Origin of the sequence: Bradyrhizobium betae (assembly GCF_008932115.1) — a bacterium.
Classification (GTDB): Bacteria; Pseudomonadota; Alphaproteobacteria; order Rhizobiales; family Xanthobacteraceae; genus Bradyrhizobium; species Bradyrhizobium betae.
Window position 1 is genome coordinate 933,398 of the sequence record NZ_CP044543.1, and the last position, 16,115, is coordinate 949,512.

Here is a 16,115-nt window from a genome sequence, read left to right on the forward strand (position 1 = left end):
TGCGAAGATTTTTGCGTCAATTTTCCGCGAATTAAGCGGAAGGCAATCACTTGCGATTTATCGAGAGTTGCTAGGTCCGATGCGCTCTGCGGGAATCGCCGCGGCGGGATCTAACATACAGGTCGACAAGATGCGCTTTCTGCTCCGCATCACATTCTGGCTCGGGCTGGTGCTGGTGCTCCTACCGCGGGACAAGACACCCGAATCGGACAAGCTGCCGCAGATCGGCGCTGCCGACGCGGTTCAGGCTGCGACCGCGGCCGTCTCCGACATGACCCAGTTCTGCAAGCGCCAGCCGGCGGCCTGCGAGGTCGGCGGACAGGCCGCGACCATCATCGGCCAGCGCGCGCAGGATGGCGCCAAGAAAATCTACCAGATCATCAACGACAAGAAAGAGCAGCTCGAGAAGACCGACAAGAAGGCGCCCGACCACACCGGCTCGATCGCGCTGGCCGGCGAAGGCGATGCCGCATCGAACGAGATGCCGCACGAGACCCTGACCCAGGACGACCTCGCGCTGGAATGGCGAGGCCCGGGCCTGGCGAATTAGGCTTCAAACCCTATCGATTTCGCGGCCTTGCGTCCCTATATTCGCGGGAAGCGGGAACCGTGGGCCAGCATGACGACGATTGACGAAATCCGGGACAATTTCGAGATTCTGGACGAGTGGGACGACCGTTACCGGTACGTCATCGAGCTCGGCCGCACGCTGGAGCCGATGCCCGAGGCGGAACATTCCGCCGCCAACAAGGTCAATGGCTGCGTCAGCCAGGTCTGGCTGCAGAAGCTGGTCGATCGCAGCGATGGCGCGCCGATCCTGAAGTATCGCGGCGACAGCGACGCCCATATCGTGCGCGGCCTGGTCGCGATCGTGCTCTCGCTCTATTCAGGCCGCACGCCGCAGGAAATTCTCGCGACCGATGCGATCGCCGTGTTCGACGAGTTCGGCTTTCGCGATCATCTGACCCCGCAGCGCTCCAACGGCCTGCGCTCGATGGTCGATCGCATCAAGACCGACGCCAAAGAGGCGCTCGCGGAAGCATCGTGAAGAAGACCCTCATGGTGAGGAGCGCGAAGCGCGTCTCGAACCATGCAGGCCCGTCTCTCGCCTGTGGCCATCCTTCGAGACGCCCGCTTTGCGGGCTCCTCAGGATGAGGGTGGAGTGCGTTGCAAGCTAGGACGCTGGGCTACTTCCGCTTCCGCTGCTGCTGTCCCAATCCCATCTGCTTCGCCAATTGCGAGCGCGCCACCGCGTAGTTCGGCGCGACCATGGGATAGTCGGCCGGCAGGCCCCATTTCTCGCGATACTGCTCCGGCGTCATGTTGTACTGGGTGCGCAGATGGCGCTTCAGCGACTTGAAGCGCTTGCCGTCTTCGAGGCACACCAGATAATCCGGCGCGATCGACTTCTTCAGCGACACCGCGGGCTTTGCCGGCTCGAGCGGCACGGTCTCTACGCGGCCTGTCGAGACCCGCACCAGGGCGCCGTGCACCTGGCTGATCAGGTTCGGAATCTCGGCGGCCGGCGTCGGATTGTTGCCGAGATAGGCCGAGACGATGCTCGCCGTCAGCTCGATGAAGTTCTTAGCCCCGGCGTCCGACATGGGCCCGACCTTTCCTTAAACGCTGCGTCTCATGTGTTAGTCTCTTGGGAAAGACGTCACCAAAGTATTTTGTGTCGACAAGAGGTTCGGCTGAAACAAGACGACTGACGAATATGAGCTGATGACCGACCGTGTGACAAGAACGCTGGCGCCTTGATCGAGCGCAGGCTTCAGCCACCCCGCTGGTCGAGATGGGCGCGCAGTTCGTCGATCGAGGCAAAGCGCATCATGCCTTCCGGCATCTGCGCTTCGATCGAGCCATCGGAATAGAGCGAATAGGCCATGCCGTCGACGACGCCGGATTTGAGCACCGTCACAGGGGGCTGCTCGACCACCGGCCCCGGCTCGGGTGCCGGCGGCGGCGGGGCAGCAGCTTCCGCAAAGGTCGACGGCGAGCGCTGAGGCGAGCGGCGCGAAGCGGCCGGCGGTTCCGGTGGACGCATGCGGTCCGGCTTCGGCCAGGCGTCGTCGAAGCTCGCGGGCGGAATCTCCGGGGCGGCAGGTGCCGCGGGTTCTTCAGGAGGCGTCGGCGAACCATCGGGCGTCTTCGACTCCGCGCGCTCGCGCTCCTTGCGCGACGTCGAGGCGAACATCAGGTTGCGGCGGCGCGGCGGCTCCGGAGCCGCGGGAGGCGTTGGAGCTTCCGGCTCCGGCTGCGCCTCGACGCGCGGACGCTCGCGCGCAGCGACTTCGCCCTGCCAGGGCGGCGGGCCCCCGGCAGGCGGTGGCGGCGGCGCCGATGGCTCGATCCTCGTGGCCGGCGCCGGCTCGGGCGCACCAGGCACCCCGAGGCCCGGCAATACGGGCCTGACCCGTACCTCGGGCGCCGCGGCGGATCCGGCCAGCCGGCGGGCGATGCCCTTCAGTTCCATGACGACGGTATGGAGGCCGGCCAGTAACATTCCGGAGCAGACGCCGATGGTGCCGGAGATTATGAGGGTGCTGCCAACGCTGAAATCCCTGTTGGCGTAGCCGAACAGGATCGCAAGGAGGCCCGCCACAACGGCGAAAATCCCAGCGATCAACAATGCCAACGTCATCGAACTCACCCCCGGCCGCGCATCCACACGCGACACCCGTCTCGGCACGATACCGTCATCCAGTGTGCCTCGCCAACGGCGAATTGTACCCCGCGTTCCTAAAGGGAAGGAAATCAGGGACTTATTCACATTCCCTTCAGCTACGGCTCGCTACTGCTGTGTACTCCCAGTTGCAAGGATTTGCTGCGTCGCATCAGGAATTTAGCCATAATGCCCAATTACTTGGTAATGGAACTGCGCTATAGGGATTCCGGGGAAGTGGCCCGCGCGCACCAGCAGGGCCAAGAGGGGATTCCGGGTCACCAATAGCCATGACATCCATCACGACTTCGGCGATCGACACGCCCCTGCGGCGCTCGGTTGAACGGACTTGCGACGATCTCGCCATGCTGGTGCTGGCTGCGGTCGCCGTCATCGCAGGCTTGACCTTCCGCGACTACGGGCTCGGATGGGACGACTACACCCACGCTGAATATGCCGATCTGTTGCTGCGCTTGTTCGGTTCCGGCTTCAGGGACACAGCGGCGCTCTCCTTCGCCAATCTCTATATGTATGGCGGCGGCTTCGACATGGTCGCGGCCCTGCTGCACAAGGTCATTCCGCTCGAGCTGTTCGAGACGCGACGTCTGCTCGGCGCGATCGTCGGCGTAGTCGGACTTGCAGTGACCTGGCGGCTCGGCCGCCGCATCGGCGGACCGCTTGCCGGGCTCGCGGCGCTGCTGTTGCTCGCGCTCTGCCCGATCTTCTACGGCCACATGTTCATGAACCCGAAGGACGCGCCCTTCGCGGTGGCCATGATCATCCTGATGCTCGGCCTGGTCCGGCTCGCCGAGGAATATCCAAAACCCTCGCCGCGCACGATCCTGATCGTCGGCCTGGGTGCGGGGCTGTCGATCGGCTGCCGCATCCTCGGTGGGCTCGCGCTGGTCTACGCCATGATCGGCTTCATCCCGCTGTTCCTGGAAGAACTGCGCACTGAAGGCGTCCGCGAGGCGGCCCGCCGCTTCGCCCATGTCGTCTACGTGCTGCTGCCCGGCCTCGTGTTCGGCTACCTCGTGATGGGCCTGATCTGGCCATGGTCGATCATGGAGCCCGGCAATCCGTTCGAGGCGCTGACCTACTTCTCGCACTTCTTCGAGAAGCCCTGGAAGGAGATGTTCGACGGCGCGATCGTGTCCGTGCCCGACATGCCCTGGTCCTATCTGCCGACGCTGTTCGCGCTGCAATTGCCCGAGGTGATGCTGATCCTGATGGGCGGCGCCGTGGTCAGCACCTTCGCCATGCTGACGCGCCGCGAGGTTCCTGCCCGCCGCAAGACCGTCATGCTGATGCTGACGCTCGCGGCTACGCTGCCGCTCGCGATCGCGATGGTGAAGCGGCCGGCGCTGTACAACGGCATCCGCCATTTCGTCTTCGTGATCCCGCCGATGGCGGTGCTCGGCGGCGTCGCCTTCGCCTGGACCATGGAGCGCCTGCGCACCAACCACCGCACCTGGCAGCCGGTCGTGCTCGCGACCTTCTGCTTCGGACTCGCGCTCTCGCTCGCCGAGATGATCCGGCTGCATCCCTACCAATACACCCACTTCAACCACATCGCCGGCACCGTGCGCGGCGCCGACGACCGCTTCATGCTCGACTATTGGGGCCTCGCGTTGAAGCAGGCCTCGGACGAGCTGCGTGAGCAGATCGTCGAGCGCCAGGAAGTGCCGCCCGGCAATCGCAAGTGGAAGGTCGCGGTGTGCGGTCCGCAGCGCCCGGCGCAGGTCGCGCTCGGCCCCGACTTCACCATCGGATGGGATTCCAACGCGGCCGATTTCGCCATGACGCTCGGCGAGTTCTATTGCAAGGGTCTCACCGCGCCCGTGATGGTCGAGATCAAGCGCGATGACGTCGTGTTCGCCCGCGTCTACGACATCCGCGGCCGCAGCATTTCCAGCCTGCTGTCGATCCCGGCGCCGTAATTTATTTCTCCGGCCCTGTAGATGGGGTAACGGGCCCCGGCGGCCTTCCAGTCAAGCCGCGCTAGCTACGGCGCTATTTTGATTGCGCGCGTCGCGCGGCTTGACTGGAAGGTTTGCGGTCGTCCCTCACATTGATGGTGTAGCGGAGTCGAGGCCTAAGCTTCGCTCCAAGCATCAAGGAGGAACGACCATGGACTACTATGCCGGAATCGACGTGTCATTGGAATGCTCCAGCGTGTGCGTTGTCGACGCGAGCGGAAAGATCGTTCGGGAGGTCAAGGTTGCCAGCGAGCCTGTGGCGCTGATTGGCTGGTTCCGCTCGCTCGGGTTCGAACTCGCCAGGATCGGGCTGGAGGCCGGACCGCTGTCTCAGTGGCTTTATACAGCCATGAAGCACGAGGGCCTCGCGGTCGAGCTCCTGGAAACGCGGCACGTGAGCGATGCCTTCAAGGCGATGCCGGTGAAGTCGGACCGTAACGACGCCCGCAACATCGCGCAATTGATGCGGCTCGGCTGGTTCCGGCCGGTGCATTGCAAGTCGATGAGTGCCCAGGAGACCCGTGCGATGCTGACGGCGCGCAAGCTGATCCAGGCCAAGCTTCAGGACATCGAGAACAGCCTGCGCGGGATCCTGCGCGGCTTCGGATTGAAGGTTGGCAAAACGACGAAGCGCAGTTTTGCGGCACGCATCCGTGAGCTGGTGGCCGGCCATCCGGCCCTCGAGACGATCGCTACTGCGACGCTGGCGGTTCATGCAGTGCTACTGCGCGAGTTCAACGGCTTTGAGAAGCGGGTGCGGGCGATGTCGCTTTTGGATGCCAAAGCCAAGCTGCTGATGTCGACACCGGCCGTGGGACCGATCATCTCGCTGACCTTTGCCAGCGCCATCGATGACCCCTCGCGCTTCAACTCGGCGAAGCGCGCGGGACCGTTGTTCGGCTTGACGCCGAAGAAGTACCAGTCAGGCGAGACCGACTACTGCGGCCGCATCAGTAAAAATGGCGACGCCTCCGTGCGCGAGGCGCTCTATGAAGCCGCCCACATCATCCTGACCAAGCCGATCAAGGGCTGCGCGCCGCTCAAGAGCTGGGCCATGCGGATCGCCAAGCGCGCCGGCATGAACAAGGCCAAGGTAGCGTTAGCACGCAAGCTCGCCGTGATCATGCTGCGCATGCTCAAGGACAACGCACCGTTCAGGACGACTGCCATGGCTTAAAGCAAGAGCACACAGATTCGGGCGGGCATCACACCAGCCTCCCCGAAGCGAAGTCCCTTCGCCGGGACGATGGATCAGGCCAGGCCGTCATCCGGGTTGTCGACGCATCCGTCGATGCGATCACGCTTCCGTAGATTGGCCGACCTGCTCCTCTCTAGAACCCCATCAGGCGACGGCCTCCGCGCCGATCCCGTACAGAAGCAGGTTCCCGGCGAGTGGACGACGCAAAAAGGGATTGACTAACCAGGGCCCGTTACAGAAGCCCGGATGGAACGCAAGCGAAATCCGGGACAGACCTTCCAGCATGGCGCTTCGCTCCATGCGGGCTACGCTGAACAGCCGCGCTTCCACCGCCTTGCCGCCGGCCACCGCCAAGACTAGGCTCTCGCTCCGCAACAACTGGGTTCGGAGAGATCAGCCATGTCACCAGCAGAAGCGCGCCTGAGGGAAGTGCCCTCCAACATGACGGAGGCCGAGTGGCAACAACGGGTCGATCTCGCCGCCTGCTACCGCCTCGTCTCGCTGTACGGCTGGGATGACCTCGTCGACACCCACATCTCCGCCCGCGTGCCAGGCCCGGAGCATCACTTCCTGATCAATCCCTACGGGCTGATGTTCGACGAGATCACGGCCTCGAGCCTCGTCAAGGTCGATTTGCACGGCAACCAGCTCTCCGAGAGCGAGTACAGCATCAACCCGGCCGGCTTCACCATCCATTCGGCGATCCACGAGGTCCGCGAGGACGCGATCTGCGTGCTGCATCTCCACACCCTCGACGGCACCGCGGTATCGAGCAGCGCCGAAGGCCTGCTGCCGCTGAACCAGACAGCCCAGCTCGTCACCCACGACCTCGCCTATCACGACTATGAAGGCATCGCGCTCGACCATGACGAACGGCCGCGGCTGCAGAAGGACCTCGGCGACCACAACCACATGCTGCTGCGCAATCACGGTACGCTGACGGTCGGACGCTCGGTCGCCTCCGCCTTCGAGCGCATGTACCACCTCGAGCGGGCCTGCTCGATGCAGGTGCGCACGCGCGCGCTGGGCACGCCGGTCTATCCGGTCGACCACGTCGCGATCGACAAGAACACCGAGCTGCTCGCCAACCGCGACCGCGCCGAGCTGCGCGCCACGAAGCTGGTATGGCCGCCGCTGCTGCGCAAGCTCGACCGCGAGCTGCCGGGTTATCGGTCTTGAGATTTTCGAGGTTTCGTGTAGGGTAGGTCTCAACACCCTCTACACATTTCGGAATGAAACGCCGCCCAATTCCGGGCGGCGTTTTTGTTTTAGGACAACGCCCCTCACCGTCACCCTGAGGCGGCCGCTTCTTCAGCGGCCCTCGAAGGGCGACGGCCTGGCTGCATCTCGGCCGTTCATCCTTCGAGGCTCCCGGCGCAATGCGGTGCAGCGCGCCAGTCGCACCTCAGCGACTGTGTTCGAAGTCAAGCGTTTTGCCATGGTCTATTGTCTCTGATGATGGCGTTGAGGGTGATGAGAAGCTTCCGGGCGACTGCCACCAGAGCAACCATCTTCGGCTTTCCGGCGCTGAGGAGGCGCTGGTAGAAAGTCTTGAGGGCGAGGTTGCAGCGGCTCGCCACCAAGGCGGCCATGTGGAGGACTGTGCGAACGCTGGCTCGGCCGCCGCCGATCATGCTCTTGCCTCGCCAGCGGCCTGATTGCCGGGTGTAAGGCGCAAGGCCGGCGAGGCTGGCGATTTCCCGACGGCTCAACCGGCCAAGTTCAGGCAGCTCGGCGAGCAGAGTTCTGGCGACGATGTTTCCTATCCCAGGCACCGAGGCGAGAAGATCCTCCTTGGCGCGCCAGACCGGCGAGCCACGAACCATGGTCTCGATGTCTCGGTCGATGGCATCGAGCTCCTTCTGCAGCATGGCGATGTGACGCTGCAGACCTTTGCGGATCCGGACATTGCTTGCCCGTTTCTCACGCTGGCCTTCCGCGGTCTTCATCTCGATGATCTGCCGGCGGCGACTGACCATTTCGGCCAGCAGGCGCGCTTCCTGGTCAGGCAGCTCGCGCGGCTCCGGCCGGAGCGCATCCGCGAAGTGAGCAATCACGGCAGCGTCGATCGGATCGGTCTTCGCCCGTTTGCCGGCCGCCTGGGCGAAGTTGCGGATTTGGGCAGGATTGACCACCGCCAGCGGGATTGAAGCGCCGGCAACGGCCGCAGCCACAATGGTTTCGAAACCTCCGGTCGCCTCCACCGCGACCAAAGTGGGTTTCAGCTCTAACAGCCGTTCGACGAGGCTCTCGAGCCCTTTGCCGTCTCGCGTGACAGCGAACATTTCTCCGCTCGGACGTACGTGAACGTCCAGGCGGTCCTTGGAGACATCGATTCCCACGAATGACAATTCCATCGGCACCCCTCCTTGCGCAACCGGGCTCGCCAGGCGGCCCACGCGACTGTTCGGGTTCAACGGACTTGCAGATGGGGAGCCGAGCTGAGGGACGGGCTTTGCGGCCCTAGAATGAGACGGTCTCCCATCTGCAGCCGAACGGCCAAGCCTAGATCGCCGACCGGTCTTTGGCGAGTTACAAGGATGACGGGACGGACAATTCGCTCATTGCCAGAGCGCAAGGTTCGTCGGACAGGCAAAGTGACTCGCCCTACTTCACCTCGGCCAGCGCGGCGAGGATGCGGGCCCAGGAGCGGATGCCCTTCTGGAAGCTGCGGAGGTCGTACTTCTCGTTCGGCGAGTGGATGTTGTCGTCGTCCAATCCAAAACCGACCAGCAGCGAGTCCAGGCCCAGCGTGCGCTTGAAGTCGGCGACGATCGGGATCGAGGCGCCAGAGCCCATCAGCACGGTCTCCTTGCCCCATTCCTCCGTCAGCGCCTTCTTGGCCGCGGCAAGCGGCTTCATGTTCCAGTCGAGCGCAACCGCGGGCGCGGCGGAATGGTCGCCGAATTCGACCTTGCAGTCGCCAGGAAGTCGCGCCGTCACGTAGTCGCGGAACGCCTTGCGGATCCTCTGCGGGTCCTGGCCCTCGACCAGACGGAACGAGACCTTGGCCGAGGCATGCGACGGGATCACCGTCTTGGAGCCTTCACCGATATAGCCGCCCCAGATGCCGTTGACGTCGCAGGTCGGGCGCGACGAGGCCTGCTCGATCAGCAGCCGGCCCTTCTCGCCGGCCGGGATCGACAGGCCGATCGGCTTCAAGAACATCTCCGGCGTGAGATTGAGCTTCTTCCACTGCTCCAGGATATCGGGCGGCAGATCCTTCACGCCGTCATAGAAGCCGGGGATGGTGATGCGGTTGTCGTCGTCGAACAGGCCGCCGAGAATTTTCGTGAGCACGCGGATCGGGTTCATGGCGCTGCCGCCGAACACGCCGGAATGCAGATCGCGGTTGGCGGCGGTGATCTTCAGCTCTTCGTACAGCAGGCCGCGCAGCGAGGTCGTGATCGCGGGCGTGTTGCGGTCCCACATGCCGGTGTCGCAGACCAGCACGTAGTCGGCCTTGAACTCGTCCTTGTTGGCCTCGATGAACGGCACGAAATTCTTCGAGCCGACCTCCTCCTCGCCCTCGATCAGGAAGGTGACGTCGATCGGCAGCGATCCCGTCACCTTCTTCCAGGCGCGGCAGGCCTCGACGAAGGTCATCACCTGGCCCTTGTCATCCTCGGCGCCGCGCGCGACGATGATCTTGCGGCCGTCGGCGTGGTCGGTCACGACGGGCTCGAACGGCGGACGGTGCCAGAGATCGAGCGGATCGACCGGCTGCACGTCGTAATGACCGTAGAAGATCACATGCGGCCGTCCGCCCGCTCCAGTCTTGCCGACGATCGCCGGATGTCCCGCGGTCGGCCGCACTTCGGTGGCGACGCCCAGGCTTGCGATATCCCTGGCGAGATGCTCGGCCGCGGCCTTGCAGTCATTGGCAAAGGCCGGATCCGCGGAGATCGACTTGATCCGCAACAGCGAGAACAGGCGCTCCAGGCTGTTGTCGAAATCCTTGTCGATGTGGTCGAGCACGGATTGAAGCTGCGCATTGGCCATGGTCGTATTTCCTGCTTCTGAGTCTTAGGAGGTCCCGGGTTTTAGCGCCACGGCGGGCGCGGAGCCAGCCGCCACCGACGGATGCCGGATGTGCCATGCGAGGGTACCTGCGAGAACGGCGGTCGCGGCAAGGTTATTTCCCCAGGCCTGGAAGGCATTGGGGAACCACGGCAACGCCAGCAGCATGAGGATTCCGGCCGCGCCGAGCGCAAGCCAGGTCCCCAACCGCACATTCGCCCGCTCGTCGAAGGCGGCCCGATGCATCAGCACCGTCATCGGGAAGAACAGCCACATGAAGTAGTATTGCCGTGCCAGCGGCGACGCCACCGTCATCAGGCAGAACAGGATGCCGAGCTCCTCGGCATCCGAGCGCGCCGTTCGCTTCGCTTGCGGCGGCATGACCGCGACGAAGCCGAGCCCGAGCAGCGCCGACAGCGCCAGCACGATCCAGTTCGCCGTCTTGTAGTCGACGTCGATGACATTCATCGTGCGCGGCGGTTTGTTGGGATCTTCCTGATTGTAGTTGATGGGCCGGACCAGACGGTGCGTGACGGCAATCAGGGACTGGTTGACCCACGACCAGTTCTGCTCGTCGCGCTGGCCAAAACCCTTTTCCGAGCTCGAGCCGACCATGCCCTGGTACCAGGTCTTGAGTTCGGCCGCGTTGCGCTCGAAGCCGCGGATCGGCGCCGGCGCGATATAAAGAAGGATGCCGGTGAAGGCGACCGTCGCGACGGCGGCGGCCCACTTCCGCCGCCAGACCAGATAGGGCAGCACCGCGATCGGAAACACCTTGATCGCGGTGGCGAGCGCGAACACGAAGCCTGCGAGCCACGAGCGCCGATGCTGCAAGCACCAGAAGCCGCAGAGCATCATCGCCAGCAGCACGAGGTTCGGCTGGCCGAGGTCGAACATGTCGAACACGAAGGTCACGGTGACCAGGGCCGGCAGCGCCTCCAGCCATGGGCCGGGCCAGCGGCCCGATCCCGTCATGGCATTGGAGAGCATGCCGGTGTACCACCACGCCGCCGCGTTCAGGATCGACAGCACGACATAGAGCGGGATCTTGCCGAACCAGCTCGGGATCGCCAGCAGGATCGCCGGCAGCGGTGGATAGATGAACTCGAAATACTCGCGGAGATCGCCCGGATAGAGCGGCCCGCCCTCGAGGACCTGCTGTCCGGCCCAGTACCACAGCCCGTAATCCTTGGTCTTGCCATGGCCGAAGATCTCGGGAACGAGCACGTCGGCCGTCAACAGGACGCAGCAGAACAGAAAAAGCAGGTCGAGCGGCGCACGCAGCGACAGCTTTCTGAGCGAACCGGATTTGGGGAACGGGTCGGTTGAGGTCACAATGTGGTCCAGTCAGGGAACACAGGACCTAGCAGACCGACGGACGCTTGGAGAGCCCCCCTCACCTGAATTTGTACCGGCCGCCCGCTCGACCTCTTCGCGGAAGCGGCCGAAGTTGCGGGCGAATTGCCTCGAACAGGGCTTCCTGCCTACCTCCGCAGCAACCCGCCGAGCGCGCCGCGGACCAGTGTGCGGCCGATGGTGCCGCCAAGCTGGCCGCCGACCGACTTGCCCAGATTGGCGGCCATGCCCCCGATCACCTGGTTGGTCACCGATCGCGTCACGTCGCGCGCGATGACCTGGCCCGCCGACAGGCGGCCGCGCTTGACGTTGGTGCCGAAGATGGTGCCGACGATCGAGCCGATCTGGCCGAGGATGCCGCCGCCGCTTGCGCCAGCAGGAGCATCCGCCGTCGCCGCGGTGCCGGCGATGCGCTTCTGGATCATCTCGTAGGCGGACTCTTCATCGACGGCGGTGTCGTATTTGCCCTTCACCGGGCTCGCATCCATGATCGCCTTGCGCTCTTCCGGCGTGATCGGTCCGATACGCGCCGATGGCGGCCGGATCATCACCCGCTCGACCATGGTCGGCGTGCCGTTGCCTTCGAGGAAGGACACCAGTGCCTCGCCCTTGCCGAGCTCCGTGATCACCTTGGCGGTGTCGAGCTTCGGGTTGGGCCTGAAGGTCTGCGCCGCGGCGGCGACCGCCTTCTGGTCGCGCGGGGTGAAGGCACGCAGCGCATGCTGCACACGGTTACCCAACTGACCGAGCACGCGGTCCGGGACGTCGATCGGGTTTTGCGTGACGAAATAGACGCCGACGCCCTTGGAGCGGATCAATCGCACCACCTGCTCGATCTTGTCCATCAGCGCCTTCGGCGCGTCGTTGAACAACAGGTGCGCCTCGTCGAAGAAGAACACCAGCTTGGGCTTCGGCAGGTCGCCGGCCTCGGGCAGCTCCTCGAACAATTCCGACAGCATCCACAGCAGGAATGTCGCGTAAAGCCGTGGACTCTGCAGCAGCTTGTCGGCGACGAGGATGTTGACCATGCCGCGGCCGTCGCGGTCGGTCTTCATGAAGTCCTTGAGCGACAGCGCCGGCTCGCCGAAGAACTTGGTGCCGCCCTGGTTCTCCAGCACCAGAAGCTGGCGCTGGATGGTGCCGACGGTGGCCTTGGTGACGTTGCCAAAACCCTGCGCCGCCTTCTTGATGGCGGCAAGCGGGCTTTCCTCGGCATCCGCGGCCTTCTTGCCGGCATCCGGCACGATGGCGTCGAGCAGCGCGCGCAGGTCCTTCATGTCGATGAGGGTCAGCCCGTTGTCGTCGGCAACGCGAAAAGCGACATTGAGCACGCCTTCCTGCACATCGTTCAGGTCGAGCATCCGCGCCAGCAGCAGCGGCCCCATCTCCGTGACGGTCGCCCGCACCGGGTGGCCCTGCTCGCCGAACACGTCCCAGAACACCGTCGAGAACTGGTCGGGCTGGAACGTCAGCCCCATCTCGGTGGCGCGCTTGACGATGAAATCCTTGGCCTCGCCGACCTCGGAGATACCGGAGAGGTCTCCCTTGATGTCGGATGCGAAGACCGGAACACCGGCGCGCGCAAATCCTTCCGCCATGACTTGCAGCGATACCGTCTTACCGGTTCCGGTTGCACCGGTGACGAGGCCGTGGCGATTGGCGAGCGCCAGCGTCAGCCACGCCTGCTCGTCTCCCTTGCCGACGAAGATCTTGTCGCCGGTGTCGCCGAGCTTGCTGTCCTGAGCCGTCATTATTCTCTCTGATCTCTCTGCCGTGTTTCGCATATTGAAACGCGAATGCACCTATTCCGTAGTTTAACGCATCTCGCGTGCCGATTGAAACCGTTCAACGTGCCCCGAGCATGCGACATTGTCGGAAACATCGGCACGGCATCCGCCGAAAGTAGGAACGCCGCATTCGCACCGCGGCAATTTTTCGCCGATTCCATCTCCGCTCTTGCATCGTTGCAACACCTTTTGCGTCATCGAGAATGAATCGGAACGTTGGCCGCGTTCATCGCTTGTATTTCACATCACACCGGCTCAAGATCATTTTCGAAAGCAATACTCCGGGTGCAAACCGGCTGAGGGGCGGGCCTTATGGACGAACTGATCGGGCGGCTGGCGTCGAACGCCAGCATAGATAGTGCTGTCGCTGAAAAGACCGTTGGCATTATCCTGGGCTTCCTCCGCAACGAGGGACCTTCCGACAGCGTGCAGACCCTGATCGATCAGATCCCCGGTGCCGAAGCTGCGATCGAGGCGTCCAAGAGCGGCGGTGGATTGTCGCGACTGATGGGCGGCGGCCTGATGGCCGTCGGCACGCGCCTGATGGGCCTCGGACTTGGCATGTCCGAGATTCAGACCATTGCCCGTGAACTTTTCCGCTACGGCCGAGACAAAATCGGAGCGGATCAGATGGGCAAGATCATCGCAGGGACGCCGGGCCTCAGCCAGTTCGCCTGAGCGACGCTTTTCATATCGAGTATCATGACATATCCGATCTCCGAGATTGAGGGCCTGCCGGCCTTTGCCGCCAACAAGTTGAAGGCGCAAGGAATCCGCACGACCGATGCGCTGCTCGAGGCGGCCTCCACCGTGAAGGGCCGCAAGGCGCTCTCCGCCAGGACCGGCATCAGCGAGCAGCAGCTGCTCGAATGGGCCAACGTCTCCGACTACATGCGCATCCCCGGCATGGGCCGCGCCAAGGTCGGCCTCGTCCGCGCCGCCGGCGTCACCACCGTGCGCGAGCTCGCCTATCGGAATCCAGCAAGGCTCGCCCAGAGCATGCGCGAAGCCAACGAGAAGAAGAAGCTGGTTCGCATTCTTCCGTCCGAGAAGTCGGTCGGCGACATCATCGCCAAGGCGAAGAAGCTGGCGCCGAAGATCACGTATTAGCCCACACACTCTCCCCGTCATCCTGAGGCGCGAGTGGCACGATGCTACGCATCGTGCCGGGAGCCTCGAAGGATGCACGGCCACGCTGCCGCCGCACGGAGAGAACCGGGCCGTCGCCCTTCGAGGGCCGCTGAAGATGCGGCCACCTCAGGGTGACGGACTGGCGCGTATCCCCCCTCCCGCCTTGAACTCCCCCTCGCCGACCGCTAAAGCGGGCGGCATGAACGCCTCGCCATCCCCATCCGTCCTCCAGGCTGGCTCGGCCGGGCCTGATTTGCTGCGGACATTGCTGGAACGGCCGATCCCGGCGGTGATGGGCGTGCTCAACGTCACCCCGGACTCCTTCTCCGACGGCGGCGAGTTCATTGCGCCCGCGCTGGCGTTGCAGCGGGCACGGGCGATGATCGATGCCGGCGTCGACATCATCGACATCGGCGCGGAATCGACCCGGCCCTACACGGGCGCCCGGCCCGTCACGGCGGCGGACGAGATCGCCCGGCTGAAGCCGGTGCTGGCCGACCTGGTGGCGCTCGGCGTGCCCGTGTCGATCGACAGCATGAAGGCGGAGGTCGTGGCTTTCGCGCTCGACCAGGGCGTTGCGATCGCCAACGACGTCTGGGGCCTGCAACGCGACGCCGCCATGGCGCCGCTGGTCGCCGCCAGGAGCGTCCCCGTCATCGTCATGCACAACCGCGACAGCGTCGATACCGCCATCGACATCGTCGCGGACATGAAGGCGTTCTTCCTGCGCTCGCTGGATATCGCCGCCAAAGCCGGCATTGCGCGCGAGAAGATCGTGCTCGATCCCGGCATCGGCTTCGGCAAGACCGCCGAGCAGAGCATGATCGCGCTGGCGCGCTTGCGCGAATTCGACATGTTTGGCCTGCCTATCCTGGTCGGCGCCTCGCGCAAGCGCTTCATCGCCTCGGTGTCACCATCGGAGCCGAGAGAGCGGCTCGCCGGCTCGATCGCCGCGCACCTGATCGCCGCGCAGCGCGGCGCCAGGATCATCCGGACCCACGATGTCGCCGAGACCTTGCAGGCCCTGCGGGTGGGGCACGCAATCGAGAGCAAGCAATGACCGATACGATCTTCGTGACCGGACTGTCGATCCACGCTCGCCACGGCGTCATGGATCACGAAACCGAAGTCGGCCAGCGCTTTATCATCGACCTCGAACTCTGTACCGATTTGTCGGAGCCTTCGCGCAGCGACCGGCTTTCCGATACGGTGTCCTACGCCGAGGTCGTGGCGACCACGACGGCCGCATTCAAGAATACCAACTACAAGCTCCTGGAGCGCGCGGCCGGCGCGGTCGCGGACGCCATCCTGTCGCATTTCCCGCGCATTCGTGCGGTGAAGATCACCGTGCACAAGCCGCATGCGCCGATCGCCGCGATCTTCGACGACGTCGGCATCATGCTGACGCGCTCGCGGCACCCTTGAGGTGGCGAGCGTACTCATTGCGCTCGGCGGCAATGTCGGCGATGTCCGTGCGACGTTCGGAAAGGCGATCGCGCATGTCTGCGGCATGACGCAGGGCGTGCTGGTCGCGCGCTCCTCGGACTATGCGACGCCGCCCTGGGGCGACGAAGACCAGGATCCCTTCATCAACGCCTGCGTCGAGGTCGAGACCGGCCTCGATCCGCACGCGCTGCTGTTCGTGCTGCAGAAGGTCGAACAGAAATTCGGCCGCACGCGTACCAAGGAGCGGCGCTGGGGTCCGCGCACGCTCGATCTCGACATGATCGCCTACGACGATGTGTCCATGCAGAAGCCTGACCTGACCTTGCCGCATCCGCGCCTGTTCGAACGCGCCTTCGTGCTGGTGCCGCTCGCAGAAATCGCGCCCGATCGCATGATCTCAGGTATTCGTGTCCGCGATGGGCTCGCCAGCGTCTCGACGCAAGGCATTGAGCGGCTTCCGGATACCGGTTAACTAAAAACAACCGTTTGCAGCGACGCCCGGCCGTGGCAATTTCGCCTGCGAATAACAAAG

The 16,115-nt window shown here is 64.2% G+C and carries 17 protein-coding genes; 10 read left to right on the forward strand and 7 right to left on the reverse strand.

The window, feature by feature from the left end:
* The first annotated feature begins 130 nt into the window (after positions 1–130).
* Positions 131–550 (forward strand): DUF5330 domain-containing protein, encoded by a 420-nt coding sequence (locus tag F8237_RS04670; protein WP_151642622.1) that lies wholly within the window; start codon positions 131–133, stop codon positions 548–550.
* 69 nt (positions 551–619) lie between these two features.
* A complete protein-coding gene (locus F8237_RS04675) occupies positions 620–1,048 on the forward strand; it encodes a SufE family protein (RefSeq protein ID WP_151642623.1) in 429 nt (142 codons plus the stop codon).
* 140 nt (positions 1,049–1,188) lie between these two features.
* On the opposite strand, the gene F8237_RS04680 is transcribed toward F8237_RS04675, so the two are convergent.
* On the reverse strand, positions 1,189–1,605 hold the full coding sequence (locus F8237_RS04680; protein WP_151642624.1) for a Ros/MucR family transcriptional regulator: 417 nt from the start codon (positions 1,603–1,605) through the stop codon (positions 1,189–1,191).
* A 170-nt stretch (positions 1,606–1,775) separates the two neighbouring features.
* Positions 1,776–2,645, reverse strand: a complete 870-nt coding sequence (locus F8237_RS04685; RefSeq protein ID WP_162005872.1) for a DUF308 domain-containing protein — start codon at positions 2,643–2,645, stop codon at positions 1,776–1,778.
* A gap of 311 nt (positions 2,646–2,956) precedes the next feature.
* On the opposite strand from F8237_RS04685, the gene F8237_RS04690 reads away from it, so the two are divergent.
* A complete protein-coding gene (locus tag F8237_RS04690; protein ID WP_151642625.1) occupies positions 2,957–4,606 on the forward strand; it encodes a glycosyltransferase family 39 protein in 1,650 nt (549 codons plus the stop codon).
* Positions 4,607–4,796: 190 nt separating this feature from the next.
* Positions 4,797–5,822 (forward strand): IS110 family RNA-guided transposase, encoded by a 1,026-nt coding sequence (locus F8237_RS04695; protein WP_151642626.1) that lies wholly within the window; start codon positions 4,797–4,799, stop codon positions 5,820–5,822.
* A gap of 165 nt (positions 5,823–5,987) precedes the next feature.
* On the opposite strand, the gene F8237_RS04700 is transcribed toward F8237_RS04695, so the two are convergent.
* Positions 5,988–6,197: a hypothetical protein gene (locus F8237_RS04700; protein WP_151642627.1), complete on the reverse strand. Its 210-nt coding sequence runs from the start codon at positions 6,195–6,197 to the stop codon at positions 5,988–5,990.
* A gap of 45 nt (positions 6,198–6,242) precedes the next feature.
* Here F8237_RS04700 and F8237_RS04705 point away from each other — a divergent pair, with 45 nt between their 5' ends.
* Positions 6,243–7,022 (forward strand): class II aldolase/adducin family protein, encoded by a 780-nt coding sequence (locus tag F8237_RS04705; protein ID WP_151642628.1) that lies wholly within the window; start codon positions 6,243–6,245, stop codon positions 7,020–7,022.
* A gap of 245 nt (positions 7,023–7,267) precedes the next feature.
* On the opposite strand, the gene F8237_RS04710 is transcribed toward F8237_RS04705, so the two are convergent.
* The 4 genes from F8237_RS04710 to F8237_RS04725 all read right to left on the reverse strand — a co-directional run bounded on the left by F8237_RS04710 (position 7,268) and on the right by F8237_RS04725 (position 12,970).
* Positions 7,268–8,200: an IS110 family RNA-guided transposase gene (locus F8237_RS04710; protein WP_151642564.1), complete on the reverse strand. Its 933-nt coding sequence runs from the start codon at positions 8,198–8,200 to the stop codon at positions 7,268–7,270.
* A 250-nt stretch (positions 8,201–8,450) separates the two neighbouring features.
* Complete coding sequence (locus F8237_RS04715; RefSeq protein WP_151642629.1) at positions 8,451–9,845, reverse strand: M20/M25/M40 family metallo-hydrolase; 1,395 nt, start codon at positions 9,843–9,845, stop codon at positions 8,451–8,453.
* Positions 9,846–9,869: 24 nt separating this feature from the next.
* Positions 9,870–11,198, reverse strand: coding sequence for a glycosyltransferase family 87 protein (locus F8237_RS04720; protein ID WP_162005873.1), 1,329 nt, complete (start codon positions 11,196–11,198; stop codon positions 9,870–9,872).
* 149 nt (positions 11,199–11,347) lie between these two features.
* A complete protein-coding gene (locus F8237_RS04725; RefSeq protein WP_151642631.1) occupies positions 11,348–12,970 on the reverse strand; it encodes a helicase HerA-like domain-containing protein in 1,623 nt (540 codons plus the stop codon).
* Between the two features lie 348 nt (positions 12,971–13,318).
* On the opposite strand from F8237_RS04725, the gene F8237_RS04730 reads away from it, so the two are divergent.
* The 5 genes from F8237_RS04730 to folK all read left to right on the forward strand — a co-directional run bounded on the left by F8237_RS04730 (position 13,319) and on the right by folK (position 16,055).
* Positions 13,319–13,684: a hypothetical protein gene (locus F8237_RS04730; RefSeq protein ID WP_015687407.1), complete on the forward strand. Its 366-nt coding sequence runs from the start codon at positions 13,319–13,321 to the stop codon at positions 13,682–13,684.
* Between the two features lie 24 nt (positions 13,685–13,708).
* Positions 13,709–14,116, forward strand: coding sequence for a DUF4332 domain-containing protein (locus F8237_RS04735; RefSeq protein ID WP_151642632.1), 408 nt, complete (start codon positions 13,709–13,711; stop codon positions 14,114–14,116).
* A gap of 220 nt (positions 14,117–14,336) precedes the next feature.
* Positions 14,337–15,197, forward strand: a complete 861-nt coding sequence (gene folP / locus F8237_RS04740; protein ID WP_151642633.1) for a dihydropteroate synthase — start codon at positions 14,337–14,339, stop codon at positions 15,195–15,197.
* Positions 15,194–15,562 (forward strand): dihydroneopterin aldolase, encoded by a 369-nt coding sequence (gene folB, locus F8237_RS04745; RefSeq protein ID WP_151642634.1) that lies wholly within the window; start codon positions 15,194–15,196, stop codon positions 15,560–15,562. The genes folP and folB overlap by 4 nt, the downstream gene beginning before the upstream one ends.
* A gap of 1 nt (position 15,563) precedes the next feature.
* Entirely contained in the window at positions 15,564–16,055 is a 492-nt protein-coding gene (gene folK, locus F8237_RS04750) for a 2-amino-4-hydroxy-6-hydroxymethyldihydropteridine diphosphokinase (protein ID WP_151642635.1), read from the forward strand.
* Positions 16,056–16,115 lie beyond the last annotated feature (60 nt).